The organism is Halomonas sp. 3A7M (assembly GCF_014897875.1).
GTDB lineage: Bacteria > Pseudomonadota > Gammaproteobacteria > Pseudomonadales > Halomonadaceae > Vreelandella.
On record NZ_JABUZD010000066.1, the window covers coordinates 1 to 24,282 of the forward strand.

Genomic DNA, 24,282 nt, shown 5'->3' on the forward strand with positions numbered 1-24,282 from the left:
GCAACGCCAGTGAAACAGCGCTCGGCATTGCTGCGCCGCTGGTTTGAGCTGATCAATGAACACGCCGATGACTTAGCCCGCTTGATGACCCTGGAGCAGGGCAAGCCGCTAGCAGAAGCCAAGGGTGAAGTGACTTACGGCGCCTCATTTATTGAGTTTTTCGCTGAAGAAGCCAAGCGTATGGCTGGGGAAACCTTGCCTAGTCACGGCGCGGACAAGCGCCTCATGGTGCTGCGCGAGCCGGTCGGCGTGGTAGCAGCGATTACCCCGTGGAACTTCCCCCTGGCGATGATTACCCGCAAGTGCGCCCCGGCCTTGGCCGCAGGCTGCACTGTGGTGATTAAGCCCGCCGAAGCGACGCCGTTAACCGCGTTGGCAACGGCTTACTTGGCGCTTGAAGCAGGCCTGCCAGCCGGCACCATTAACGTGATTACCGCCTCAAAACCGGCAGCGGTGGGTGAAGTGCTCACCACCGACTCACGGGTGCGTAAAGTCTCGTTTACTGGCTCGACGCCGGTGGGTAAGCACCTGCTTGCTCAGTGCGCGAGCACGGTGAAGAAAACCGCTATGGAACTGGGCGGCAACGCGCCGTTTATCGTCTTTGATGACGCTGATGTGGATGCCGCCGTAGAGGGGGCGATTGCCTCAAAATTCCGTAATGCCGGGCAAACTTGCGTGTGCACCAACCGCTTCCTAGTACAGGACGGGGTTTACGACGCGTTTGTCAGCAAGCTGACCGAGCGTGTTAGCGCGCTGAAGGTCGGCGATGGTTTAACGGAAGGCAGCACCATCGGCCCGCTGATTAACCAAGCGGCGGTGGAAAAAGTGCAGCGTCACGTAGACGACGCGGTCAATCACGGCGCGCGACTGCTCTGCGGCGGTAAGCCCCACGCCGCAGGCGAGCGCTTCTTTACCCCCACGGTGCTTGCTGACGTAACCACCCAGATGGCGGTGGCCGATGAAGAAACCTTCGGGCCCGTTGCGCCAGTGTTCCGTTTCCAGCGTGATGAAGAAGCGATCGCCATGGCCAACGATACCCCGTTTGGCTTGGCGGCCTACTTCTACGCCACGGGTTACCGCCGTATCTGGCACACCATGGAGCAGTTGGAATACGGCATGGTTGGTGTTAATGAAGGCCTGATTTCTACCGAACTGGCGCCGTTTGGCGGCGTGAAAGAGTCCGGATTGGGGCGTGAAGGCTCCCACCACGGGTTAGATGAGTTTACTGAACTGAAATACGTCTGCGTTGGCGGTCTATAAGGAAAACGATGATGAATAACCAAGAATTGAACGAACTGAAAAATCGCTATGTGGCCAACGGTGCCGCCACGCCTACCACCCAGTTTGCCGAGCGTGCTGAAAACGCCGAGTTATGGGATGCCGACGGCAACCGTTGGATCGATTTTGCGGGAGGGATTGGCGTATTAAACCTGGGCCATCGCCATCCAAAAATTGTCGCGGCAGTAGAAGCGCAGCTTAAAAAAGTCATGCACACCAGCGCGGCGGTGATCTCCTACGCCCCTTACGTACAGCTGTGCCAAAAACTTTGTGAACTGACGCCGGTGCGTGGCCCCGAGCGTAAAGCAATGCTGGTTAATACCGGTGCTGAAGCGCTGGAAAACGCCGTGAAGATCGCTCGCGCGGCGACTGGCCGTACCGGCATTATCACGTTCGACGGTGCTTTCCACGGCCGTACCATGATGACGCTGGCCATGACCGGCAAGGTACTGCCCTATAAGAACGACTTCGGCCCTATGCCGGGCGATGTGTTCCGTGCGCCGTTCCCCAACCCGCTGCACGGCATCAGCGAAGAAGCGTCGTTAGACGCCATTCGTACGCTGTTCAAAACCGATATTGCCCCGCATCGCACCGCGGCCATCGTGATTGAGCCGGTACAGGGCGAAGGCGGTTTCTACATCGCCTCACCGGATTACCTGAAAGCGCTACGCGCGCTGTGCGACGAGCACGGTATTCTGCTGATCGCCGACGAAGTGCAGTCCGGCTTTGCCCGCACCGGCAAGCTGTTTGCGCTGGAACATAGCGGTATTGAAGCGGACATCCTCACCACCGCCAAGAGCCTGGCGAACGGCATGCCGCTATCGGCGGTTGTGGGTAGTGCCAGCGTGATGGACGCCTCTGGCCCCAACTCCTTGGGTGGCACCTACAGCGGTAACCCGCTCTCCTGCGCAGCGGCGTTAGCGGTCATCGAGGTAATCGAAGAAGAAGATATCCTGGCGCGCAGCGAACAGATGGGCAAAATGCTGGCCGAGCGTTTTGCAGTGTGGGAAGAGCGTTTCCCCGCCGTTGCCCACGGCCGCCAATTAGGCGCCATGGCTGCCTTTGAACTGCTCAACAGCGATGGCAAGCCAGATACTCAGATGACCGGAGCGCTGTGTGCCAAAGCCCGCGAGAAAGGCCTGATCCTGCTCTCCTGTGGTTTCTACGGCAATAGCATCCGCATTCTGGTGCCGCTGACGGTCTCTTCTGCCGTGCTGGAAGAGGGCTTGAGCATTATCGAGGAGTCTCTGGAAGCGCTTAGTTAAGCCGTCCTTCTAGGCATCATCAAACCCGTCATCGCCAAACAGTGAAAGCTGTTGGCGATGGCGGGTTTTGCTTTTCTAGCGCGCTTATTCACAATGGATTGATGCCCAGGTTTCCGAGTGGCGGCGAAGCTACAGCATTTACTTCCAGCGGTACTGTCTTGGTTGAATTCATGTATATTAGAATTTTACGTCTACAATATATTCTCTATGAGTTTTCTTAAGTAAGTTAGTGTCGACTAAGGAGATGCATGAATGAAAGTTCCTCAATGGATTGTTTGGGATCTTGGTGGCGTTGTCGTTGAATTGGATTTTAGCGGCATGATGGAAGATGCCACTGAGAAATTTAATATCGATAAATCAGAATTGCTCCCGTTAATTCGAGAAGAATTTAAGGAGTCTCCCTCAAGTTACAGCCTTACTGAAAAAGCAGTCGCAGGGTTGATAACAAAAGAGATTTATGTTTCTGAAATAAAGAGTGCAATAAGTAGCGATGTTCCCGAGTACGAGATAGAGAGCTTGCTAAAAAGAGTATTGGTCGGCGAAAAAAACGAAACAGTATTGTTAATTAAGAAATTAGCTCAGCGTGGTTTCCGCCAAGCTTGCATGTCAAACATCGATCAAACACATTGGGAGAAAATACAGTCCTTTCCGAATGTTGATAACTTATTTGAGAAGAAGTTTTTATCTTTTGAGCATAAGCTTGTCAAACCTAATGCCGATGCTTTTTTAAAAATGTTGGAGATTTTAGGTTGCGATAGAGATGATGTTGTTTTCATCGATGATCGTGAAGATAATGTTAAAAGTGCTAGGGATAGTGGTATTGATGGGATTGTTTTTGAAAACCATGCTCAGCTCTTGAAAGATTTCTCAGCGCGTGGCCTGTTAACTTAATTGGCAAAGGAGGGGACATGAGTGGAATAAAGAAAGGACAGTTTACTGTTACCTCAAGCAAAACAATTTATAAAAATCCGTGGATTGAAGTTACCGAAGACAGTGTTATCCGGCCTGAGGGTGATAGGGGGATATTTGGTACTGTTGATATGAAAGACGGTGTTGCAATTCTTCCTTTATTTTCTGATGGTACGGTATTACTTGCCCGTGAGTATAAATATGCTCAAGATGCTGAAATGATAGAAATCATTGGTGGAGGGATAGACGAGGGGGAGGCTCCTGAGCAAGCAGCTGCTCGGGAGCTTGCAGAGGAGGCTGGCATCGGTGCAGGCCACTTTAAATCTATCGGTGTAACGGATCCTTTTACAACTCTAGTTAGAACAAGAGATCATCTTATCATTGCAACAGAACTCTATGAGCTAGCTGCTAGGCCTCCTGCCGATGATATGGTTGAACCTTTCAATGTTTCTCTTAATACTGCTGTTGAATACGTTTTAAATGGAAGTATTACACATACTACTTCATGCCTTTTGATTTTAAGAGCCGCATTCGAATATCCACAATACGTAAATGCAAAAGTAGCTGGTTTGTAGTGGGTGGTTGTCAGCTTTTTCGCGTTTGAACCAAACGACCTGGATGGGTGCCTTAGCCATGCCGTATCCTGTGGTTTGCTCGGCATAACGCCTATTCGTCATAAAACCATGACGTTACCCTCAAGGGATAGACGTCGTAAGCGGCAGGCCGCTACGCTAGCGTGTTAGACAAACTCAATAGGAGAGAGTGCATGTATATCGCCATGAACCGTTTTCGGATTGCCCCAGGCCGCGAAGAGGATTTTTTAGAGGTATGGCGTAACCGCGATTCTCATTTGGATGAAGTGCCGGGCTTTCAACAATTCCAAATGCTGCAGGGCGAAAGCCAGGAAGACCACACTGTGTTTATCTCCCACAGTGTGTGGGAATCGGAAGAAGCCTTCCGCGCCTGGACCAAGTCAGAAGCGTTCCGCAAGGCTCATGCTAACGCCAAGGCGCCGGAAGGTATCTACCTTGGCCCACCTAAGTTTGAAGGGTATGACGTGGTGCTATAAAGAGTTGGCTACCGCACGTTTAACCCCGTGCGGTAGCGCAAAGCCATTTAGGAAAACTCAGCGGCATTGAGCATTGCGTGCAGCAGCACGTTACAGCCAGCGTGCACATGCTCCGGAGTGGCACTTTCAATTTCGTTGTGGCTAATGCCGTCCTTGCAGGGAACAAAGATCATTGCTGCGGGGGCTACACGGCCGACGAACATGGCATCGTGACCAGCACCGCTGATGATATCCATGTGCGATAGGTTGAGCTGCTCGGCCCCTTCGCGCACTGCATCAACACAGGCTTTATTGAAGTGCTCAGGGGCAAAATCTGCGGTGGGCGTTAATTCATATTCCAGCCCATGACGTTGGCAAATTTCTTCGACGGCCGTCGCTAAGGATTGACTCATTGAGATCAGGGCTTCTGGCTCCCAGTGGCGCATATCCAGGGTCATTTTGACTTGGCCGGGAATAACGTTGCGCGAGCCAGGATGTAGTGACATACAACCAACCGTACCGCGCCCGTGGGGCTGATGATCAAAGGCAATTCGGTTAAGTGCTTGCGTCACTTCCGCTGCGCCCATCATGGCGTCGCGACGTAGATTCATTGGCGTGGGACCCGCATGGGCTTCAAGCCCGGTTAGGGTTAAATCAAACCACTTTTGACCAAGCCCACCGATAACCACGCCGATGGTGGTGTCGGTATCTTCTAAAATCGGCCCCTGTTCGATGTGTGGTTCAAAGTAAGCTTTAATCTCATTTGGTGAGACCTCATCGCTACCACGATAGTGAATGGCATCCAGTGCATCACTCACCGTGACGCCATCGGCGTCGGTGCGTGCCATCATGGCGTCAAATTCAAGCACGCCAGTAAATACCCCAGAACCCATCATGCAGGGTGGGAAGCGACAACCCTCTTCGTTAGTCCACGCAACGACTTCAATGGGTGATTTTGTAGTGATGTTGTGTTCATTAAGCGTTCGTATTACTTCTAGGCCTGAAAGTACGCCAAAACAGCCGTCATACTTCCCACCAGTGGGCTGGCTATCCAAGTGGCTGCCCGCCATGACGGTTTTGGCTGTTGGATCGCTGCCTTCCCGGCGGGCAAAAATATTACCGATATTATCAATGCGGATGGTGCAACCTTCTGCACGACACCACTGGATAAATAGGTCGCGTCCCTGTCGATCAAGATCCGTCAGCGCCTGTCGGTTAACGCCGCCCTTAGCAGTCGCGCCCAGCTTCGCCATGTCCATCAGCGATTGCCAAAGACGGTCGCTGTCGGTGCGTAAGGTGGCTAGCACGGTATTCGGTTCTACAAGCGAGTTCATGAGCATTCCTTTATGAGTTAGCACATATAAAGCTGGCGGCTGACCGTTTTTATTCATTAGTTACCAGCCAGCGTAGAGATAAACGCCTGCTTATTACGTATAAATTTTCTAACGTGAACACAAGAAAAGCGTAATTTTATAAACATGTTCAGTGGCGCATGCTGAGGCTATGTCTCATAGCGATGGAGCTGGACACCATGTTTGACCTACAAAACAACACTACCCCTCAGGCGTTTATTGACGAACAAAACGCTTCTCCCGGCGCGCTTAATCAGCACTATTGGATGCCGTTTAGCGCTAACCGTGATTTCCGTGCCAACCCGCGCATGATTACTGGCGCGAAAGGGCGCTATTACATCGATGACCAGGGCCGTAAGCTGTTTGATTCACTCTCTGGCTTATGGACCTGCGGCGCGGGTCACAATCGTGAAGAGATCCAAAAAGCGGTGGCGCAGCAGCTGGGTACTCTCGACTTTGCGCCAGGTTTTCAAATTGGTCATCCGCTGGCGTTTAAGCTGGCGGAAAAAGTGGCCAGCCTTACACCTGTTGGGCTGGATCATGTGTTTTTTACTAACTCTGGTTCAGAAGCCGCTGATACCTCTGTCAAAATGGCCAAGGCCTACTGGCGGCTAAAAGGTAAGCCCGAGAAGACACGCATGATTGGCCGTGCCAAGGGCTATCACGGGGTGAATATTGGTGGCACCAGCCTGGGTGGCATCGGTGGCAACCGTAAGCACTATGGCCAATTGATGGATGTGACGCATCTGCCGCACACGCTGCAGGCAGGTCACGCCTTCACTCGTGGCCAAGCCGAAACCGGCGCTGAGCTTGCTGATGCGTTGCTTGATCAAATCGCCCTGCACGATGCATCCACCATTGCGGCTGTGATCGTTGAGCCGATGTCTGGCTCTGCTGGGGTGATTGTGCCGCCCAAAGGCTATCTGGATCGGCTGCGCGAGATCTGTACCGCCCACGATATTCTGCTGATATTCGATGAAGTGATCACTGCTTTTGGTCGCAGTGGCGCAACTACCGGCGCAGAAGCGTTTGGCGTTACGCCGGATATCATGAACGTTGCCAAGCAGATCACCAACGGCGCTATTCCTATGGGCGCGGTGATTGCTTCCAGCGAAATTTTCGACACTTTTATGCACGCTGGCGGTGCCCAACACGCCATTGAGTTTTCCCACGGTTATACCTATAGCGCCCACCCTGTCGCTTGTGCCGCTGGCTTAGCGGCGCTTGAAATGATGGAGCGTGACAACTTCCCTGCCCAGGTAAGTGCTATCGCGCCCGCTTTTGAACAAAAGCTGCACGCTCTAAAAGGCCGCAATCACATTGTTGATATTCGTAACTATGGCTTAGCGGGCGCACTTCAATTGGCGCCCCGAGATGGCGACCCCACCATTCGCCCTAGGGATGCCCATTTAGCCTTGTGGGAAGCTGGGTTTTACGTGCGCTATGGCGGCGACACACTGCAGTTCGGCCCTCCGTTTGGCTCTACAGAGGCTGAGCTAGAGCGGCTGTTTGATGCCGTTGCCACCACCCTGGATTCGTTAGCATAACCGACTGATCTAAACTTCAGAGCGTTAAAAAGAGAGTTTAAATATGAGCGTTGTTTCCCATCTAATTAACGGTGAATTAATCGACAGCCAGCGCACGCTGGACGTGACCAACCCTTCAACGGGTAAAGTGATTCGCCAAGTAGCGGACGCCAGCGCTGCCGACGTAGAGCGGGCTATTGCCGCCGCCCAAGCTGCGTTTCCCGCTTGGCGAGATACGCCACCTGCTAAGCGCGCCCAAGTGATGTACCGCTTCAAGCAACTGCTAGAGGAGCACGCTGACCGCTTGGTGCAATTGGTCAGTGAAGAGCACGGTAAAACCCCTGAAGATGCGATGGGCGAACTGAAGCGCGGCATCGAAAATGTCGAGTATGCCTGCGGTGTGCCTGAGCTATTAAAAGGTGAGTATTCCCATAACGTTGGGCCGGGCATTGATGCGTGGTCCAATTTCCAGCCATTGGGCGTAGTGGCCGGCATTACTCCGTTTAACTTCCCTGCCATGGTGCCGCTGTGGATGTATCCGATGGCGATTGCTTGCGGCAACACCTTTATTCTCAAGCCTTCGGAAAAAGACCCTTCGGCGGCGATGGCGGTAGCCGAGCTGTTGCAAGAAGCTGGGTTGCCAAAAGGCGTGATGAATGTGGTGCACGGTAGTCGCGAAGCGGTGGAAACGCTGCTAGATGCTAAGGCCGTTAAAGCCATCTCATTTGTTGGCTCAACGCCGGTAGCGGAAGCTATCTATTCTCGTGGTTCGGCCGCTGGCAAACGCGTTCAGGCTCTGGGTGGGGCGAAGAATCATGCCGTGGTACTTCCAGACGCCGATTTGGAAAACGCCGCCAACACCCTGATGGGAGCGGCTTACGGAAGCTGTGGTGAGCGTTGCATGGCGATTTCGGTGGCGGTGTGCGTGGGTGACGAGACGGCAGATCGGTTAGTTGAAACGCTGCTGCCTAAAATTGCTGAGCTCAAGGTTGGCCCTGGTACCGATAAAGGCTTGGATATGGGCCCGCTGGTGACGGCAGAGCACCGTGACAAGGTGTTGGGCTATATCGAAGACGGCATAAAGGCAGGTGCGTCACTAGTGGCCGATGGCCGTGAGCTGAAAATCGCGGGTCATGAAGATGGCTATTTCGTTGGTGGTTGCCTGTTCGATAACGTTACTACCGAGATGCGCATTTACCAGGAAGAGATTTTCGGGCCAGTGCTGTGCGTGGTGCGGGTCGGCAGCTTAGATGATGCTATGCAATTGATTAACGACCATGAATACGGCAATGGCACCTGCCTGTTTACTCGCGATGGCGAGGCTGCTCGACGCTTTACCGATGGCATCGAAGTGGGCATGGTGGGTGTTAACGTACCGCTTCCCGTACCGGTGGCCTACCATAGCTTTGGCGGCTGGAAACGCTCGTTGTTTGGCGACCTTCACGCCTACGGCCCTGACTCTGTACGCTTCTATACCCGCCGAAAAGCGGTTTCCCAGCGCTGGCCTTCGGTGAGCGAAGCCACACGTGCCGAGTTTTCGTTTCCCACTAACCAACGTTGACGCCGTAAGCTAACTACGCCATCTTCTCTGCACCACTGCTCAGCGGTGGTGCACTTTTTTGGTGTGCGTATCTTAGTCGTAAAGGGACGAGCAGCGTGGCGAGAACACAGGACGAAATTCGGCAAACCAACGTAAAAAAGATTCTTCAGGCGGCGGAGCAATTGTTTGCTGAAAAAGGCTATGCCGGAGCATCGATGGGGGAAATTGCCCAGTTGGCCGATCTGCCCAAATCCAACGTGCACTACTATTTTTCCACTAAAAAGGCGCTCTACCAGGAAGTGCTGCTAGCGCTGCTGGAAATCTGGAAACAGGACGCGCTGTGCTTCGAACTCTACGACGACCCACGAGTAGTGCTTTCTAGCTATATCCGCGCCAAAATGAATCATTCTCGCTACCGCGCTCACGGCTCGAAAATATGGGCGGCGGAAGTAATGCAGGGCGCACCCATTCTGAAAGAGCGCCTGCGCGATAACTTATACGAATGGGCTAAATTGAAAGAGTCAAAAATTCGCGAGTGGGTCGAGTCCGGCCAAATTAACCCCGTTGAACCGTCCTACCTCCTTTATATGATTTGGGCATCGACCCAGCACTACGCCGACTTCGACTACCAAATCTACCTGCTTAACGACAATAAACCCTTAGACGACCTGCAGTTTGAAAAAGCCGTACAGTCGGTAACCTCGGTGATCTTGCGGGGGATTGGGTTGACGGCGTGAGCAGTACTCAACGACTGAGCTGCACAGACGTATCGAACTTATGCCGTTTTCGCGATAGTAACGTGCGGAACTTGCGCAGGTTGTCGTGGGCATAGAGCACGCTGTCGCAGAAGCGGTCGTACTCATCTAAATCAGCGACTGCCACGATCAACACAAAATCACACTCACCCGTTACTTGATAGCACTGCTTCACTTCAGGGGCGTTGACCGCTGATGTTAAGAACTGCTGGTAGAGTAACTTGTTATCCCGCTCCATGGTGACTTCCACCACCATGTGTAGGCGCTGGCCTAAGGCATCAGGGTTGAGTAGCGCCACTTCACGCTCAATGACTCCCGCATCGCGTAATCGATTAACCCGCTTTAAACAGGCAGAGGGGGAAAGCCCTATTTTATCCGCTAATGCTTGATTGGTCAGGCTGGAATCGCGTTGAAGCTGGTCAAGAATTCTTCGATCAATAGCATCCATGAAATAAAATTCTCTTCCTATGTTTATAAAGAACGAATAGTGATTGTAGGCACCGTATTGGAAAGAAGATTCTGCGTCATCTCCATTATCATAACGTTTGTTAAAACGATGGCAATGAAGGGCTTGATGCGGATCACAATTCACTATTTATTGGCGGTAGTAGGTCGTGTACTGCAAGACGCGCTGCGCGTGTATGTGACATTACTCAAAATCCTGATACCTGCTTTGCTCATCGTCAAAGGGTTAGAGCTACTCGGTATGATCGAGTGGCTGGGGGCGGCATTAGCTCCTTTAATGAGCACACTCGGTTTGCCTGAACAAATGGGTGTTGTGTGGGCGGCGGCGCTCTTCACCAATTTGTACACCGCCATTGCGGTGTTTTTCCAAGTCGTCGGTGAAACGCCTTTGAGTGTTGAGCAGGTAACGGTACTGGGTGCGTTGATGCTGGTAGGGCATTCGCTTCCCGTTGAGGGAGCGGTAGCCAAGCGCGCTGGCGTACCTTGGTGGGGCACGCTGGTTCTGCGTGTGGGCGGGGCTTTATTGCTTGCTTGGCTGTTACACTGCTTCTATTCGTATTTTGGTTTGTTGCAAGCACCCGTTGAATTGGTATGGCAGCCAAGTTTTTCATCAGCACCAACGCTCAGCAGTTGGGCGTTGGCACAGTTGGAAACGTTAGCGCTTATTTTTGTGATTATTTTAGCGCTGATTGTGCTCTTAAAACTTTTAAAAAGGCTGGGTCTAGAGCGTTGGATTCATCTTGGCTTGCTACCGTTGCTCAAGCTATTAGGCATTGGCCGTTCGGCAGCGAATGTGACGGTCATTGGTTTCACGCTGGGGTTAAGCTATGGCGCAGGGCTGCTGATTCGTGACGTGCAAAACGGGGTGCTTAGCAAGCGCGACAGCACGCTAGCGCTGTGTTTTCTCGGCCTCTGCCATAGCGTTATAGAAGATACACTGCTGATCTTAATGCTTGGAGCCGATATAACGGGCATTTTATGGGCACGGCTGTTGTTTGCCGTTATTGTCACCGCGGTGATTGCCCGTTGGCCCAAAGCTACGGGGAATCAGCAATAGGCCGGTACGCTTTTAGAGATGCTTTGAGCTGGCCAATTCTCGGCAAGCCTCCAGTATCTCTTTGGACAGTGACTCATCGTTCAGCGTGCGAGCGATAGCAAGTCCCCCCACCATGGCGACCACTTGTTGAATAATTTGGCGTCGAGTTAGTTGGTCTGCTGGCGTCATTTGACTCACCCTGTCGACAAACCCTTTGAAGAGTAAGGTGTAGGTTGACCGAATAGGGAGGTCTTGTTGAGCGACATCGCTAATCAGGCATGCCAATGGGCAAGGGACTTGCTGGCCGAAAATGTGCTCTTCACTTAGATATCGCTCTATGCCTTGTTCAGGTAAATGCTCTAGTGCTAACCGCTGGGCTGCTTGAGTTGCAGCATGCTTGAGCGCCTGAGTGTATAAATCACTTTTTGATTCAAAGTGAGCGTAGAACGCGCCGCGTGTCATACCTGCTTCTTGCATAACAGTATCTATGCTCACGCCGTTGAATCCATGGTGAGTGAAAAGACGAGCAGCAGCGTGCAATATTTTTTCATGCGAGTGCATTTTGTGCGATTCATCCCACGGCATTATTAACCCCTCCTTGTATTGGCATTGATTAGCTCATTTTTGCTTTATCCAAAATATGTTGTTGAACATATTGTGCCTGTCGTTACTCTTCACTACTACCTATATAAAACGAGAGGAGCGTAATAATGAGCACTTTATCGCAAGAGAAAGGTGTACATATCCTGGGGCCACAATTTAGTACCTTTGTGCGAAGTGTGCAGTTGTGCTGCGAAGAGAAATCAATTCCTTATACGCTTGGTATGTCAATAAACGGCAATGCTATCGACTTACACAGCTCAGAGCATTTACGCATAAACCCTTTTGGAAAAGTGCCTATATTACTTCATGGGGAGCATCAGCTTTGTGAAACGGCTAGCATTTGTCGCTATTTAGATGAGGCCTTCGAAGGCTATCAATTGCAGCCTGAAGCCGCTTGGGAGCGAGCCTTAGTGGATCAATTTTCTGCTTGGCTATCAATCTATGTGGATGAAGCAATTGTGCGGAGATATTTGTTAGAGTTCTATTTCCCAAAAGGGGAGAATGGGACAGTACGGAAAGATTATATCCGAGCAGCTGAGCCGGAGGTTGCTCGAATGTTATCACTGTTAGAGCTTCAGCTAACCAAGCAGCCTTATTTAGTGACTGAATCCTTTAGTGTTGCAGATGCATTGGCCGCGCCGATGTTGGATTATTTAAGTAAGTTGCCGCCTGCTGTACCTTTGTTACAAAAAACGCCGCATTTATCCGCCTACTTAAAGCGGATTCAGGATCGGCCCAGCGCGCGCAATGTATTTGTTGTGGCATAAACAAAGGCGGGCGAGCCACTGTGGCTTTCCCGCACTTATAGCGATTGGTTTGATATGTCGCGAAATCAATAGTCCAAGTAAAGCTTACCTTCACCAGCGATGATCGCTTGCCCAGCTACTGTTACAAACCCTTGCTCTATATTGCCATTGGCGGCGGTGTGGATAACGCTGGGCCGCCCCATTTCAACACCCTGGTGAATCTTGCAGTGTAGGGGCTCTGGTTTGAGTGACGCTAAATAGCCGGTTAAGGCTGCTGCAGCGCTGCCAGTGGCGGGATCTTCACAAATACTGGCGTGCATGCAGAACATACGGCTCCGTATAATCGTCTCTTCGTTATCGTGTTGCTCCATCACATAAAGGTATATCTGCTCAGTGCCGCTGCGCGCAACGGCATCCGCCCATACTGCACCGGCGATTTGAATCTGCTCAAGGGCTGCTAGGTCAGCTAGTTCAATAAGATGAAAGGGCAGCCCGAAAGAAGCAATGATGGGATCGCCAATGACTTGGTGGATGTCTAGCCCCAGTAGCTCAACGGCAGTGAGACGATCAATCGTGCTGCCCGTTACCATGACGGGCTGGGCGGTTTTGAAGGTTGCTCCCTCTCGTTCATAATTAACCGCTAATGCACCGACAGGTGGCTGTAGCACAATGCCTTGCTCGCGGTTGACGAGGTTTAACTCCGCTAGTAGATGCGCGGTACCTACCGTGGGGTGGCCAGCAAACGGCAGCTCAGCCGTGGGTGTGAATATCCGCATAGGGTAGTGATTAGCCGTAGTCGGCGCGCCTAAAAATACCGTCTCTGCCAAGTTAAGTTCATTGGCAATTGCCTGCATAGTGCTGGTTTCAAGCTCATCGGCATCTAAAAAAACTGCCAACTGATTGCCCGAAAAAGGCTTATCGGTAAACACATCCAACAGGTAATACTCAGCAGTTTTCATAGGGACCTCTTTTGCATGACGAGTGCTGCCAAAACGGTTTACAACCCTCTTTTTGCGCCTGGGTGCGAGTGATTCCAATATCTTCCAGCAGTCGGTCATCAAGGGTTAGTAGCTGACGGCGGCTACGGCGGCGTTGATGATAGTGACGTAACTGACAGCGAAACTGAGTGAGGCTGAAGCGTAGCATGGCAGTTCTCCTTGATGACGATGTGCTCCACCAGATTACGCAGCCATGCTAGGTCAATACAGATATAGGCTTTTCTATTTTAAAGATACAGATGGTATATGTTATACCTCTGTATGATTGCTGGGCAGGGTATCTGTATTGTTTTTAAAACGTCTTCAAGAACGTTTTGAAGAGCGATTTTAAAAGCATTTCAAAAATAGAGGGCTGGAGTCATGACGCGCTACGAAGAGGTCGCTTGTATTTTGCGGGAGCGAATTGAGCACGGTATTTACCGCGTGGGGGATCGCCTGCCTTCTATTCGAGCGGTATGTCAGGAGCTTGATGTCAGTATCTCGACGGCTCAGGAAGCCTATCGGCAACTGATGGATGTGTCGCTGATCGAATCACGGCCGAAATCGGGCTACTTTGTACTTCCAAGCAGAGTGCCTGCGGTGCTGCCTTCTGTCTCTCGTCCTGCGCAGTGCCCGCTGGATGTCTCCCAATGGGATCAAGTATTAGAGCTGGTCGCTACCGAGCGTGACGATAGTCGGCTGCTGCTTGGGCGCGGTGTGCCGAACCTGGCTTATGAAACGCTTAAGCCGCTGTCGAAAACACTGGCGGGGCTGCACCGTAAGAACGATCTGAATGGCTTTAACTACGACAAACTGAGTGGTAGCCCCGAGCTGCGTCAGCAGGTAGCGCGGCTGGCCATTGCCTCCGGCTGTTTGCTGCACCCGGATGACATCATGATCACCACCGGCTGCCAGGAAGCATTGTCGATAGCGCTGCGCACCCTTACTCAGCCTGGCGACGTGGTGGCCGTGGACTCGCCTAGCTTTTACGGCACCATGCAGATCCTAAAAGCCAATGGCCTGAAAGCGTTGGAAATGGCGCTGGAGCAGTGGCCGATCCGTGCCATCCAGGTCACTCCGACGTATAACAATCCGCTGGGCTACACCATGAGCGAGGCGCGCAAACAGGCGCTGTTTCAACTCGCCCAACGCTTCGACGTGGCCATCATTGAAGACGATATCTACGGTGATCTCTCCTATACCCACCCAAGGCCGTTGACGGTGAAGTCTTTCGATGACGATGGGCGGGTGCTGTTATGCAGTGGCTTTTCGAAAACGGTGGGGCCAGGGTTACGAGTGGGTTGGCTGGCGCCGGGGTGTTATCGAGATAAGGCGCTGCATATGAAGTATGTCTCTACCGGTGCCTCGGCCACATTGCCGCAGTTGGCGGTGGCGGAGTTTGTCGCCAAAGGCCACTACGAGCGTCACCTTCGCTATGTTACCCGCCAATATCAGCGCCAACGGGACATCATGATCAACTGGGTGCAGCGCTATTTTCCAGAAGGCGCGGGCATCAGTTATCCGCAAGGCAGTTTTTTGCTATGGGTGGAGTTACCTGCCGCCGTGGACTGCGTACGTCTTAATGAACGCTTAGCCAAGCGCGCCATCCATGTGGCTCCTGGCTCGCTATTTTCAGCCTCGGGCAAGTTTCGCCAGTGTTTGCGACTTAACTACGCATTTACGCTAACACCGGCCATTGAAGATGCCGTGCGCACCGTGGGAGAGCTTGCCACCGAGATGGTGGAGGAGGCACAGCGGTATGAGGTATCGCTAAGTTAAAACGCTTCTTGAACGGTACGCCATACGCACATACCAATGAAGTAAACGGATGCAATGCCCCACCCCCATAGTGCCCAAGCGGCATGTTCGGGGCTTGAGAGCACCAGTGACGTTGTACAGGCGCACCATAATAGCGTGACGGCGATATTGAGTGGCATGAACTGACGAACACGAAACGGATGCAGGAACTTCATCTTGGTCACGGTAAGAATGGCGAGAAAAACGATAGATGCAAAGGTGATGAAGGGCGGTAAATCGAGAATATAAAAATAGGCCGCAGCAATGTTCCAGGCAGCAGGAAAGCCAACAAAGTAATTATCCTGGCTTTTCATATTAGTGTTGCAGAAACAGAACATCGATGACAGCAGAATGATAAACACTGACAGCAATTCGAAATTGGGCGGTAACTCTATAAAGAAGTAAATGAACAGAGCGGGAATAAATGCCCAGGTTAGATAATCGATGACCATATCAAGCGTCGAGCCATCGAAGTGGGGCAGGATGGTTTTTACTTCATACTTACGCGCCAGAGTGCCATCGAAACCATCGACCATCATCGCCGCGCCAAGCCATAGTAAGCAGGCGACTGGATTGTTGTCGATCAGCGAGAGCAGCGCCATTGTGCCGAGCAGTACGCCGCTGGCCGTGAATATATGCACGCTCCAAGCTTTCCATATCGAAGCGCGGGATTCTGTGTGAGAAGGGAGCGTTTGGACCACGTTGACCCCATTGGGAACGTGATGTCCCCTTGCTGTTCGGTGTATAGATGAGTGTGTAAAAATCATACCCTACTACAAGACGGCACCCAGCGAATACGTAGGCCGGCCATCTGGGCATGGCACGTTTGTGCAAAAAGTATAGTGTCTTGTGCCTCTGTTGCTACTTTGGTCGTTGAAATTGCTGCCTTGCCTGTTCGACTTGTTCTCGAGTGATGCACGTCAGCGAGTGATCATTGAGTAGCCCCATCGCCTGCATAAACGCAAATGCAGTGGTTGGACCAACGAATTTCCAGCCGCGCTTTTTCAAATCTTTAGCCAGTGCGATGGATTCAGGCGAGGTGGTCTGAGTTTGTGGTGCGGCAAGTGAGTCGAGGGTTGGCTCGAAACGCCAGAAATATGTGGCCAGTGAACCTTCCTGCTTGACCATTTCCAGCGCCCGTTGGGCATTGTTAATCACCGCCTCGATTTTGCCACGATGGCGAATAATGCCCGCGTCCTGCAGCAAGCGCTGCACATCCTCTTCGCCAAAGCGGGCAACGTGATGGAAGTCGAAATGATGGAAGGCAGCGCGAAAGTTCTCGCGTTTGTTGAGAATGGTGCGCCAACTTAAGCCCGACTGAAAACTTTCCAGGCAGAGCTTTTCGAATAACCGCTGGTCGTCAACCACCGGAAACCCCCACTCGTTGTCATGGTAGGGCAGAAATTCGGCGGTACCGCCACACCACTGGCAGCGTGGCAGGTTATCAGGGGCAATAAAGTCGGACATAGTAACGCCTCAGATTGTGTTAAACATACTGTATTCCATTGGCGATACGTTGTTTACTGAATGTTTCGAATACCCGTGTTGGAAAGTAGCCAGCCCACTACGTAATACGTTCAGGAGGTAGCACTATGACCAAGGTTCGCGCAGCGACCATTGACGATCTTGATGTCTTAACCGAGCTATTGGATGGCTATCGGCAGTTCTATAATCAGCCGAGTGATGTCGGTGCGGCGCGGGATTTCTTGCGTCAGCGCTTTGGGCTGGCGGATTCGCGCATTTTAGTGAGTGAAAATAGTGACGGTAATCTCACTGGTTTCGTGCAACTTTATCCTGGAGTTTCCACGGTGGGCTTGAATGCGCGTTGGACGCTAAATGATCTTTTTGTGTTGCCGGAGTGTCGCGATAAGGGCACGGGAAGGGCGTTAATGGAAGCCGCCACCCAGCTGGCTCGCGAGCATGGAGTCGCGCGCTTAATCCTTATGACGCAGGTAGAGAATGAGCGCGCCCAGCACCTTTATGAGTCCTTGGACTGGCAGCGCAACACGGCGTTTTACGGTTATCTGCTGGATTTGACCTCCTCACCGCCCTGAAGGACGGTGATTCCTGGTTGTCGCCTTCCAGGTTCCTGCTTCGCAGCCCGTTGCCCTTGGTGATGGCACCTCTGGTCTTACACAAGCTCCACAGGCTTAACCTCCCGCAAGCCCTGCGGTAGTCTTTTCGTGCTGACGGAGCTTGTCAGCGCCCACCAACATCGCCTTGCCCGATTGCAAAATATTTCGAGCGGCATTTACGTCGCGGTCAATGCCTTGGGTGCCGCAGCTTGGGCAGTCCCAGGTGCGTACGTTCAGCGGCATGTTGTCGGTGATATGACCACAGTGAAAACAGCGTTTCGAGCTGGGATACCACTTGTCGATCTGGACGAAATCGCGTCCGTACCGTTCTGCTTTATACGTTAATTGCTGGGTGAGCTGGTGCCAGCCCACGTCGCTGATGGCCTTGGCCAGTTTGCGGTTTTTGACCATATTCTTAATCTGCAAACTCTCGGCGGCAATGACTTGGTTCTCGTGAATAAGCTGCGTAGAGAGTTTATGGGTGGTGTCACGGCGCTGATCGGCCAGCTTGGCATGCACCTTCGCCACACGAAGCCGCGCCTTGGCGTGGTTGTGGGAGCCTTTTTGCTTACGTGACAACCGGCGCTGCGCTCGCGCCAGCTTGTGCTCGGTGCGGCGTAGAAAGCGTGGATTGGGGATTTTGTCACCGTGGCTGGTGATGACGCGGTGGGTTAGCCCCAGGTCAATACCCACCATCTTGGGTGTCACCAGCAGCGGCGTCATGGCTTCTTCTACCAGGAAACTGACGTGGTAACGGCCAGCCGTGTCACAGCTGACGGTAATGCTGGTGGGGTGACTGGTAAAATACCGGCTCCAGCGGATGTTAAGCGGGGCTTTGTGCTTAGCCAGCCAAAGCTTGCCATCGCGCCAGCGAAAGCCGTTGGCCATGTAGGTGGCTGACTGCTTGCGCTGTTTTTTCTTGAAGGTGGGATACCGCGCCTGGCCTTTGAAGAAGTTGCTAAACGCCCGATCCAGATGCCGGAGCGACTGTTGCAAGCAGACATTGGACACCTCGGCCAGAAACGCCGTCTCCGGCTGTTTCTTGAGGGTGGTGAGGGCTTTGGCGGTAGCGTTATAGCCCATGCGCTCTTGGCGCTCGAACCACGCATCCGTGCGCTGGCGCAGGAAATGGTTGTAGACGTACCGCACACAGCCAAACGTCCGAGCAAGCTGTTCGGCTTGTTCAGGCGTGGGATAAAACCGATAACGGTAGGCGCGGTGTACGGTGCTCACACTTAAAATCTAGCGCGGTATAAATAGCCGGTCAACCAAGAGGCGCGACGCGCCTCGCGCTATCCTTCCTCGCACTAGAAGTACGAGGTTTGACGCGCAAATTGATCAAATAACGGCAATGATGGCTAATGAGCAGTCATCTTCTAAAGTATTAGCACTCATATATTGACTAGGCGTGCCAAGCCCGGCGTTCAGCCGGGCTCAAACGACAGTGACTTACAACACAGCTTTTTAAGTGCAATACAGGTTTATGCGTTGCTTAGCTTGCGCGCTCGATGCAGGTTTTCCATCGTATTCAGACACGCCTGGGCGGCTTCTTTCCCTTTAGTAACAAAGTGCTGGGTGTAGAAGTCGTGGTGCGTACTGTGCTCATGGAAGTGGTGTGGTGTTAAGACGACCGAGATAATCGGTACTTGCGTATCTAACTGCACGCGCATTAAGCCATCAATGACCGCATGGGCGACAAAGTCGTGGCGATAAATGCCGCCGTCTACCACAAAGCCGGCCCCGACAATGGCGCCGTAGCGGCCACTTTCGGCGAGTACCTTTGCCTGAAGGGGGATTTCGTAAGCACCTGATACGGTGAAGATGTCCACTTGTTCGGCGTTAAGACCGCAGCGTTCTACTTCAGTGATAAATGCTTCATAGGCCTTCTCGACAATGTCGTGATGCCAGTGGCCTTGAATAAACGCAATGCGCTGGGCCGTGGTGTGTGTTGAAAGCGTTAGCGGAAATGTCTGATTCATGGTCATTCTCTTGGATAAGTTGTACCAGAATCAGGGCACGCGGGACCGGTCGTCAGGCAACCGAAAAAGGTGGCTGAAGCCACTTTTAAAGTTGCGTGTCTAAGGTACCGTTCTCTTTCATCCGGACTATCACCGTCGGCTTCGGCTTTTCACCGAATCTGCTGACCTCAAGAAATAAAAAACCGCCTTGAGCGCTCGCGGGCTTAGATGACAAAAATTTATTCAGCCATCATCACCGCCGGTGGGGACTTTCACCCCGCCCTGAGAACTTTGCTGATTATCAGCCCGGCTATATTACGCTTTTTCTAAATACCAAGCCACGGGGGTGTCGTAATCTTTGCGGGGTCGCGCTGCATAATGATCTCACCGTGTCGAACGGAAAGTAGCACCTCGCCCTGAGTACGCAGCACGCTGTAGTCATCCTCACCCTCCAGCAGGTTGAAGCTGGCGGGTTTGCCGACCTCGATACCGTAACGCGCTTCAATATTGAGTGTGCGTGCGCTGTTGTCAGTGATCAGCGACAGCGCCTGGCTGAAATCCTGATAGCCCATCATTTGGCAGATATGCAAGCCAAAATCGAGCGTCCGCAACAGCTTACCGTTACCCAGCGAGTACCAGGGGTCGAAGATGGAATCCTCGGCAAAGCAGACATTAATGCCCGCGGCGTTTAGTTCTTTTACGCGGGTAACACCACGACGTTTTGGGTAACTATCAAAGCGTCCCTGCAGGTGAATGCTTTCGGTGGGGCAGGAGACAAAGTTGATGCCCGAACGTTTGAGCAGCAGAAACAGCTTAGAGCAGTAGGCGTTATCGTAGGAGTGCATCGCCGTCGTGTGGCTAGCGGTCACGCGGCTGCCTAAGTCGTTAAACAGCGCTTCGCAGGCCAGCACCTCAAGGAAACGCGAGTTAGGGTCGTCTATCTCATCGCAGTGCACATCCACCAAACGGTCATATTTGATCGCTAGCTCTATCACCCGCTTCATGGAAGCGACGCCTAGTTCTCGGGTGTACTCAAAGTGGGGAATGCCGCCGACAACGTCCGCGCCGATCTCCAGCGCCTCTTCCATCAGGCGGTCGCCGCCGGGGTAGGAAAGCAGGCCATCTTGCGGAAAAGCGACTACTTGGATATCGATTTTATCTTTCAATTCATCGCGCAAGGCGCATAGGGTTTTAATGCCGATTAGGCTGGGGTCGCTGGTGTCAGCGTGTGTACGCACAAACTGGACGCCGTTGCCTATCAACAGGTTCAGGGTGTTAAGCGCGCGTTCGCGAATATCCGCTTCGGTGAGCATGGGCTTACGCTCACCCCAACGTTCGATGCCTTCAAACAGCGTGCCGCTTTGATTCCAGCTTGGCTCGCCCGCCGTTAACGCGGCGTCCAAGTGAATATGCGGTTCAATGAACGGCGCGCAAAGCAGCTTGCCGCCCGCATCAATTTGCCCATCCCCCGCCGTTTGTGGCGCGTCTTGAGCGGTAATCGCTGTGAACGTACCGTTCTCAATCTCAAGCCGGTAAAGCTCGGGGCGCTGGCGTAGGCGGGCGTTAATGATCTGCATGCTCATATAATTAGTGACTCACTTATTGTTTGGCAGTCGAAGGGGAAGTATCACTTAGCGTAGCGTGGTTTAAACGAAGCAGTACAGCGTAGCTAACTGCCGCTACCACGACACCTACCAATGGGGGGAGCAACGGGGAGAGGTAAGCGGCTCCAGCGCCTAATGCATAGGCGGCTAACCCTCGGCGATTAAAATTGGGTAACTGAGTGGATTCCAGAGTAGGGTAGCGGCCTTTATGTTTGAGCCAGAAGTCCGCCATGATCACCCCGCCCATGGGAGGAATAAAGGTGCCTAGCAGTACTAGAAAGGGAATCAGTAGGTTATACATACCGCCTACTGCCAGTACGGTACCAATCGCTGCGCCACACACCGTGACTAAGCGGCGTTTCTCGGTACGCAGCAAATTGCAGCCCGCTACGGCAAAGTTGTAGATGGTGTTGTCCTGGGTGGTCCAGATATTTAGAAACAGCATCAGCACCGCGATGGTGACAAAGCCCTGCGCGATCAATACATCGACGATGTCCGCCTGCTGGTAAATCATGGTACCCAGTGCGCCGGTCAGCACCATTAAGCCGTTGCCCACAAAAAAAGCCGCCAGAGTCGCGATCACGGCAATTTTCGGCGTCTTGGCGAAGCGGCTCCAGTTAGTCGCTTGGGTGCCTCCGCTAATAAAGGTGCCAATGATGACGGTAATCGCTGCCGCCACGCTCATGCTTTCCGTGGGCGTTTGCTGGCTTAGTCCGGCAAATCCGCGTGCATCCACCAGCCCGGTGAACAGGCTAATCAAGATAAACAGCATCATGGCGGGCACGGCAAAGCGCGAAAGCCAGTCCATACCTTTATAGCCAATCATGGCCGTCACGCAGAAACCAAACCCAAATAGCACCATTAAGGGGATTTCCAGCCATTCAGGCATCCCTGTGGTGCGTACTAACACTAGGGCAATCGTCGCGGTGCCCCAGGCGTACCAACCAATCTGCGTAAAGCCGAGAATAAAATCGGAAAGTTTGCTGCCTTTTTCACCGAAGCAGAAGCGTCCCATCAGCACGGAGTTAAGGCCGCTTTTACAGGCAATGTAAGCAAGAGCTGCCGCGTATGCGCCCAGCAACAAGTTACCCACCAGTATGATCCAGAGCAGTTGGCCAATCGGGAACGATTGGCCAAGCGAACCACCGGCCCACATGGTGGCAGTGAAAAAGGTAAAGCCGAGTAGCACAACGGAAGTGGAGAGCAAGCCCTTACGGGCGCTAGTGGGGACTTCACTTAGCGGATAGTCAGAGTGGTGCATGGGGAGACTCCAGGTGAGTATTATTATCCTAGGAACCTCTGATTAACTATTGCGCTTGGCCATACTGCGTTAAAAATCGCCTCAAAATGCTCATTTACAACCCGTAAACTCCGCTTTTTCGTTGATTTTTTCCTTGTCTGGCCTGCGCTCATCACATTAATCAGAGGCTCCCTTGTTATATAAGCAACCTGCGTGCCAAGCTTAGCTCCCCAAGGCGTTTAAAGCGTACTCTCCAACAACCCCCGCATTAACGTTTCGATCATACTCTCGTACTCGTCTGCTAATGAGAATTGCTGCGGGTCTTGTAACCAATCAAAGCAAATGCCGATTAAAAAGCTATGGTACTGGCGCCGGGCGCTGGCGGGGGTGAGGTCAGCGCGTAGATGGCCGGTTTGCCGGGCTTTCTCAAACAGCTGCTCAACCTGCATTTCGGCATGCTCAGAAAGCCGAGTGATCATGCTGATACGTGGATGATCATCTTCCAGCTTTTCGCAGCGATGCAGCACGATGGTGGCGGCGCGCTGTAACGGAAGATTATGGCAGATAGCGCCAAGCGCACTCAGGGCAATCTCTTGCAGGCATTTGGTGGGGGTGTGGCCCAGTCGCAGAACAGCATCATCGACAATTTCATCGAGCGGCACGCGAACACGCTCTAGCAGGGCATCGAATACCGCCGCTTTATCCTCAAAATGCCAGTAAATCGCACCACGGGTAACGCCTGCTGCTGCGGCAATATGGGCCAATGTAGTACGCGAAACCCCTTGAGCGAGAAACTGAGCTTCTGCAGCATCAAGAATGGTCTCGCGGGTGCGTTCAGCCTCAGCTTTGCGGCGTGACATAGCGGCTCCTAACAAAAAAGTGCACTTATATTGGCATTACTGAATGGCAAAGTCGCCAGTAGGCGATTAGTATACACATTCACTGACATTCATGAATGTCAGTGAATTTTTTATGACTGCGTATTGATAACACCACCGAGGAGTCCGCTGTGCGTAACACTGTGATTCGATTGCTTCCAGCGCTGCTGGCCCTGCTGCTGGCAACAGGTGACGCTTATGCCGAGAGCCAGAATGAACCTCTTCCTCGGCCGGTGAAGCTGATGACATTAGAAGCGTCTGGTGCCGCGCTGCAGCGCCAGTTTCCTGCGCGCGTTGAAGCCACTACACGCAGCAATCTATCGTTTCGCATGGCGGGTGAGCTGTTAGAGATTAACGTGACTCCCGATCAGCGGGTAACGGAAGGCACCCTGATCGCGCGTATTGATGATCGTAATATGCGCAGTGAATTAGATAGCGCTCGTTCGCGCTTAGAGCTAGCGCGGGCCACTCACGAACGCATGCGCTATACCCTAGAGCGTGGAGCGATTAGCCAAGCACGGTTTGATGAATCAGAGGCGGAGTTGCGTGCCGCTCGGGCGACCTTTGAACAGGCCGAAGAGCAACTGGAAAATACCCAACTGCGCGCACCTTATGATGGTGTGATTGCCCAGGTGCCGGTAGATAACCGGCAGATTGTCCAGGTGCAGGAAACCGTGGCGGTGATTCAGCAGCCAGGGCAGCTTGATGTGATCTTTCATTTACCGCAGCAAATCGTTCAGCAGATACCGCGCAACGACGAGGTGACCCCGTTTGAAATGGCGATGGCCTTTGAAGTGCGGTTTGGCAATAGCGAAAAACCTTACCTTGCGCAGCTGGCGTCTTATACCACCCAGGCCAGCGCCCAAAGTTTGGCCTATGAGGTAACGCTTCGGCTACCGCAGCCCGACGATATCACGCTGCTTGATGGCATGAGCGCCACCGTGCGGCTTGATTTAGGCCAACTATTACCCGCGTCTGAAAGTCTTGTTTGGCATTTGCCGCCTGACGCCATTAGCTATCCAGGTGAGAACTCGGAGCAGGCGGTGGTGTGGCGTTTTCAGGCGCCGGACCGTTTAGAGGCGGTGCCAGTCGAGGTGGGACGTTTAACTTCTAAGGGGTTAGAGGTGAGTGGCGAACTAGCCGCGAATGATCGTGTGGTGGCAGCGGGAGCCCATCGTGTCAGCGCTGATATGCGTGTAACACCATGGGAAAAGGAACAGGGGCTCTAAG

25 protein-coding genes and 1 riboswitch are annotated in these 24,282 nt (G+C 52.7%); of the genes, 13 read left to right on the forward strand and 12 right to left on the reverse strand.

Annotated elements, in window-relative coordinates:
* The 5 genes from INT19_RS05455 to INT19_RS05475 all read left to right on the forward strand — a co-directional run.
* The coding region (locus tag INT19_RS05455) for an NAD-dependent succinate-semialdehyde dehydrogenase (protein WP_226924489.1) at positions 1–1,260 on the forward strand (1,260 nt) is incomplete at its 5' end.
* Positions 1,261–1,271: 11 nt separating this feature from the next.
* Positions 1,272–2,543: a 4-aminobutyrate--2-oxoglutarate transaminase gene (gabT, locus tag INT19_RS05460; RefSeq protein ID WP_193060034.1), complete on the forward strand. Its 1,272-nt coding sequence runs from the start codon at positions 1,272–1,274 to the stop codon at positions 2,541–2,543.
* Positions 2,544–2,795: 252 nt separating this feature from the next.
* Entirely contained in the window at positions 2,796–3,434 is a 639-nt protein-coding gene (locus INT19_RS05465) for an HAD-IA family hydrolase (RefSeq protein ID WP_193060035.1), read from the forward strand.
* 17 nt (positions 3,435–3,451) lie between these two features.
* Positions 3,452–4,027, forward strand: coding sequence for an NUDIX domain-containing protein (locus INT19_RS05470; protein WP_089040608.1), 576 nt, complete (start codon positions 3,452–3,454; stop codon positions 4,025–4,027).
* A 191-nt stretch (positions 4,028–4,218) separates the two neighbouring features.
* Entirely contained in the window at positions 4,219–4,521 is a 303-nt protein-coding gene (locus INT19_RS05475) for an antibiotic biosynthesis monooxygenase family protein (RefSeq protein ID WP_083007283.1), read from the forward strand.
* Positions 4,522–4,568: 47 nt separating this feature from the next.
* Here INT19_RS05475 and INT19_RS05480 read toward each other — a convergent pair whose 3' ends face one another.
* Positions 4,569–5,834 carry a Zn-dependent hydrolase gene (locus INT19_RS05480; RefSeq protein ID WP_193060036.1) on the reverse strand — a complete coding sequence of 422 codons (1,266 nt, stop codon included), beginning with the start codon at positions 5,832–5,834 and terminating at the stop codon, positions 4,569–4,571.
* A 197-nt stretch (positions 5,835–6,031) separates the two neighbouring features.
* On the opposite strand from INT19_RS05480, the gene INT19_RS05485 reads away from it, so the two are divergent.
* The 3 genes from INT19_RS05485 (at position 6,032) to INT19_RS05495 (ending at position 9,655) form a co-directional block, all read left to right on the forward strand.
* Positions 6,032–7,399 (forward strand): aspartate aminotransferase family protein, encoded by a 1,368-nt coding sequence (locus tag INT19_RS05485; RefSeq protein WP_319022183.1) that lies wholly within the window; start codon positions 6,032–6,034, stop codon positions 7,397–7,399.
* 43 nt (positions 7,400–7,442) lie between these two features.
* Entirely contained in the window at positions 7,443–8,939 is a 1,497-nt protein-coding gene (locus tag INT19_RS05490; protein WP_095603679.1) for a CoA-acylating methylmalonate-semialdehyde dehydrogenase, read from the forward strand.
* A 95-nt stretch (positions 8,940–9,034) separates the two neighbouring features.
* Positions 9,035–9,655 (forward strand): TetR family transcriptional regulator C-terminal domain-containing protein, encoded by a 621-nt coding sequence (locus tag INT19_RS05495; RefSeq protein WP_193060037.1) that lies wholly within the window; start codon positions 9,035–9,037, stop codon positions 9,653–9,655.
* Positions 9,656–9,662: 7 nt separating this feature from the next.
* On the opposite strand, the gene INT19_RS05500 is transcribed toward INT19_RS05495, so the two are convergent.
* Positions 9,663–10,121 (reverse strand): Lrp/AsnC family transcriptional regulator, encoded by a 459-nt coding sequence (locus INT19_RS05500; protein WP_193060038.1) that lies wholly within the window; start codon positions 10,119–10,121, stop codon positions 9,663–9,665.
* Positions 10,122–10,247: 126 nt separating this feature from the next.
* On the opposite strand from INT19_RS05500, the gene INT19_RS05505 reads away from it, so the two are divergent.
* Positions 10,248–11,195 carry a hypothetical protein gene (locus INT19_RS05505; protein ID WP_193060039.1) on the forward strand — a complete coding sequence of 316 codons (948 nt, stop codon included), beginning with the start codon at positions 10,248–10,250 and terminating at the stop codon, positions 11,193–11,195.
* Positions 11,196–11,207: 12 nt separating this feature from the next.
* Here the strand turns inward: INT19_RS05505 and INT19_RS05510 are convergent, their stop codons facing one another.
* Entirely contained in the window at positions 11,208–11,759 is a 552-nt protein-coding gene (locus INT19_RS05510) for a TetR/AcrR family transcriptional regulator (protein WP_193060040.1), read from the reverse strand.
* A 125-nt stretch (positions 11,760–11,884) separates the two neighbouring features.
* Between INT19_RS05510 and INT19_RS05515 the strand changes: the two genes are divergently transcribed.
* Entirely contained in the window at positions 11,885–12,544 is a 660-nt protein-coding gene (locus INT19_RS05515; RefSeq protein ID WP_193060041.1) for a glutathione S-transferase family protein, read from the forward strand.
* Positions 12,545–12,609: 65 nt separating this feature from the next.
* Here the strand turns inward: INT19_RS05515 and INT19_RS05520 are convergent, their stop codons facing one another.
* Both INT19_RS05520 and INT19_RS05525 read right to left on the reverse strand, forming a co-directional pair.
* Entirely contained in the window at positions 12,610–13,482 is an 873-nt protein-coding gene (locus INT19_RS05520; RefSeq protein WP_193060042.1) for a PhzF family phenazine biosynthesis protein, read from the reverse strand.
* Positions 13,469–13,669, reverse strand: coding sequence for a DUF1127 domain-containing protein (locus INT19_RS05525; RefSeq protein ID WP_038478640.1), 201 nt, complete (start codon positions 13,667–13,669; stop codon positions 13,469–13,471). The genes INT19_RS05520 and INT19_RS05525 overlap by 14 nt, the downstream gene beginning before the upstream one ends.
* A gap of 212 nt (positions 13,670–13,881) precedes the next feature.
* Between INT19_RS05525 and INT19_RS05530 the strand changes: the two genes are divergently transcribed.
* On the forward strand, positions 13,882–15,279 hold the full coding sequence (locus tag INT19_RS05530) for an aminotransferase-like domain-containing protein (RefSeq protein WP_193060043.1): 1,398 nt from the start codon (positions 13,882–13,884) through the stop codon (positions 15,277–15,279).
* On the opposite strand, the gene pcsA is transcribed toward INT19_RS05530, so the two are convergent.
* Together pcsA and INT19_RS05540 are read right to left on the reverse strand one after the other, a co-directional pair.
* Positions 15,276–15,956: a phosphatidylcholine synthase gene (gene pcsA / locus INT19_RS05535; RefSeq protein ID WP_370687206.1), complete on the reverse strand. Its 681-nt coding sequence runs from the start codon at positions 15,954–15,956 to the stop codon at positions 15,276–15,278. The genes INT19_RS05530 and pcsA overlap by 4 nt on opposite strands.
* A 202-nt stretch (positions 15,957–16,158) precedes the next feature.
* Positions 16,159–16,764 carry a DNA-3-methyladenine glycosylase I gene (locus tag INT19_RS05540; RefSeq protein ID WP_193060044.1) on the reverse strand — a complete coding sequence of 202 codons (606 nt, stop codon included), beginning with the start codon at positions 16,762–16,764 and terminating at the stop codon, positions 16,159–16,161.
* A 125-nt stretch (positions 16,765–16,889) separates the two neighbouring features.
* On the opposite strand from INT19_RS05540, the gene INT19_RS05545 reads away from it, so the two are divergent.
* Entirely contained in the window at positions 16,890–17,351 is a 462-nt protein-coding gene (locus INT19_RS05545) for a GNAT family N-acetyltransferase (RefSeq protein WP_193060045.1), read from the forward strand.
* A 96-nt stretch (positions 17,352–17,447) separates the two neighbouring features.
* On the opposite strand, the gene INT19_RS05550 is transcribed toward INT19_RS05545, so the two are convergent.
* The 5 genes from INT19_RS05550 to INT19_RS05570 form a co-directional block, all read right to left on the reverse strand.
* The gene (locus INT19_RS05550; protein WP_193060046.1) at positions 17,448–18,605 is read right to left on the reverse strand and encodes an RNA-guided endonuclease TnpB family protein; all 1,158 of its coding nucleotides are present in this window, start codon (positions 18,603–18,605) and stop codon (positions 17,448–17,450) included.
* 248 nt (positions 18,606–18,853) lie between these two features.
* Positions 18,854–19,351, reverse strand: a complete 498-nt coding sequence (locus tag INT19_RS05555; RefSeq protein ID WP_193060047.1) for a 6,7-dimethyl-8-ribityllumazine synthase — start codon at positions 19,349–19,351, stop codon at positions 18,854–18,856.
* 105 nt (positions 19,352–19,456) lie between these two features.
* Positions 19,457–19,624: riboswitch (FMN riboswitch) on the reverse strand.
* Between the two features lie 32 nt (positions 19,625–19,656).
* On the reverse strand, positions 19,657–20,913 hold the full coding sequence (gene codA / locus INT19_RS05560) for a cytosine deaminase (protein ID WP_089040639.1): 1,257 nt from the start codon (positions 20,911–20,913) through the stop codon (positions 19,657–19,659).
* A 16-nt stretch (positions 20,914–20,929) separates the two neighbouring features.
* On the reverse strand, positions 20,930–22,195 hold the full coding sequence (gene codB, locus INT19_RS05565) for a cytosine permease (protein ID WP_193060048.1): 1,266 nt from the start codon (positions 22,193–22,195) through the stop codon (positions 20,930–20,932).
* Positions 22,196–22,413: 218 nt separating this feature from the next.
* Positions 22,414–23,034, reverse strand: coding sequence for a TetR family transcriptional regulator (locus INT19_RS05570; RefSeq protein WP_193060049.1), 621 nt, complete (start codon positions 23,032–23,034; stop codon positions 22,414–22,416).
* Positions 23,035–23,183: 149 nt separating this feature from the next.
* Between INT19_RS05570 and INT19_RS05575 the strand changes: the two genes are divergently transcribed.
* The gene (locus tag INT19_RS05575) at positions 23,184–24,281 is read left to right on the forward strand and encodes an efflux RND transporter periplasmic adaptor subunit (protein ID WP_193060050.1); all 1,098 of its coding nucleotides are present in this window, start codon (positions 23,184–23,186) and stop codon (positions 24,279–24,281) included.
* Position 24,282: the final 1 nt, after the last annotated feature.

Coding starts and splice junctions, on each gene's coding strand:
- gabT (WP_193060034.1), top strand. CDS start 1,272: ATGAATAACCAAGAATTGAACGAACTGAAAAATCGCTATGTGGCCAAC.
- INT19_RS05465 (WP_193060035.1), top strand. CDS start 2,796: ATGAAAGTTCCTCAATGGATTGTTTGGGATCTTGGTGGCGTTGTCGTT.
- INT19_RS05470 (WP_089040608.1), top strand. CDS start 3,452: ATGAGTGGAATAAAGAAAGGACAGTTTACTGTTACCTCAAGCAAAACA.
- INT19_RS05475 (WP_083007283.1), top strand. CDS start 4,219: ATGTATATCGCCATGAACCGTTTTCGGATTGCCCCAGGCCGCGAAGAG.
- INT19_RS05480 (WP_193060036.1), bottom strand. CDS start 5,834: ATGAACTCGCTTGTAGAACCGAATACCGTGCTAGCCACCTTACGCACC.
- INT19_RS05485 (WP_319022183.1), top strand. CDS start 6,032: ATGTTTGACCTACAAAACAACACTACCCCTCAGGCGTTTATTGACGAA.
- INT19_RS05490 (WP_095603679.1), top strand. CDS start 7,443: ATGAGCGTTGTTTCCCATCTAATTAACGGTGAATTAATCGACAGCCAG.
- INT19_RS05500 (WP_193060038.1), bottom strand. CDS start 10,121: ATGGATGCTATTGATCGAAGAATTCTTGACCAGCTTCAACGCGATTCC.
- INT19_RS05505 (WP_193060039.1), top strand. CDS start 10,248: ATGCGGATCACAATTCACTATTTATTGGCGGTAGTAGGTCGTGTACTG.
- INT19_RS05510 (WP_193060040.1), bottom strand. CDS start 11,759: ATGCCGTGGGATGAATCGCACAAAATGCACTCGCATGAAAAAATATTG.
- INT19_RS05515 (WP_193060041.1), top strand. CDS start 11,885: ATGAGCACTTTATCGCAAGAGAAAGGTGTACATATCCTGGGGCCACAA.
- INT19_RS05520 (WP_193060042.1), bottom strand. CDS start 13,482: ATGAAAACTGCTGAGTATTACCTGTTGGATGTGTTTACCGATAAGCCT.
- INT19_RS05525 (WP_038478640.1), bottom strand. CDS start 13,669: ATGCTACGCTTCAGCCTCACTCAGTTTCGCTGTCAGTTACGTCACTAT.
- INT19_RS05530 (WP_193060043.1), top strand. CDS start 13,882: ATGACGCGCTACGAAGAGGTCGCTTGTATTTTGCGGGAGCGAATTGAG.
- INT19_RS05540 (WP_193060044.1), bottom strand. CDS start 16,764: ATGTCCGACTTTATTGCCCCTGATAACCTGCCACGCTGCCAGTGGTGT.
- INT19_RS05545 (WP_193060045.1), top strand. CDS start 16,890: ATGACCAAGGTTCGCGCAGCGACCATTGACGATCTTGATGTCTTAACC.
- INT19_RS05555 (WP_193060047.1), bottom strand. CDS start 19,351: ATGAATCAGACATTTCCGCTAACGCTTTCAACACACACCACGGCCCAG.
- codA (WP_089040639.1), bottom strand. CDS start 20,913: ATGAGCATGCAGATCATTAACGCCCGCCTACGCCAGCGCCCCGAGCTT.
- codB (WP_193060048.1), bottom strand. CDS start 22,195: ATGCACCACTCTGACTATCCGCTAAGTGAAGTCCCCACTAGCGCCCGT.
- INT19_RS05570 (WP_193060049.1), bottom strand. CDS start 23,034: ATGTCACGCCGCAAAGCTGAGGCTGAACGCACCCGCGAGACCATTCTT.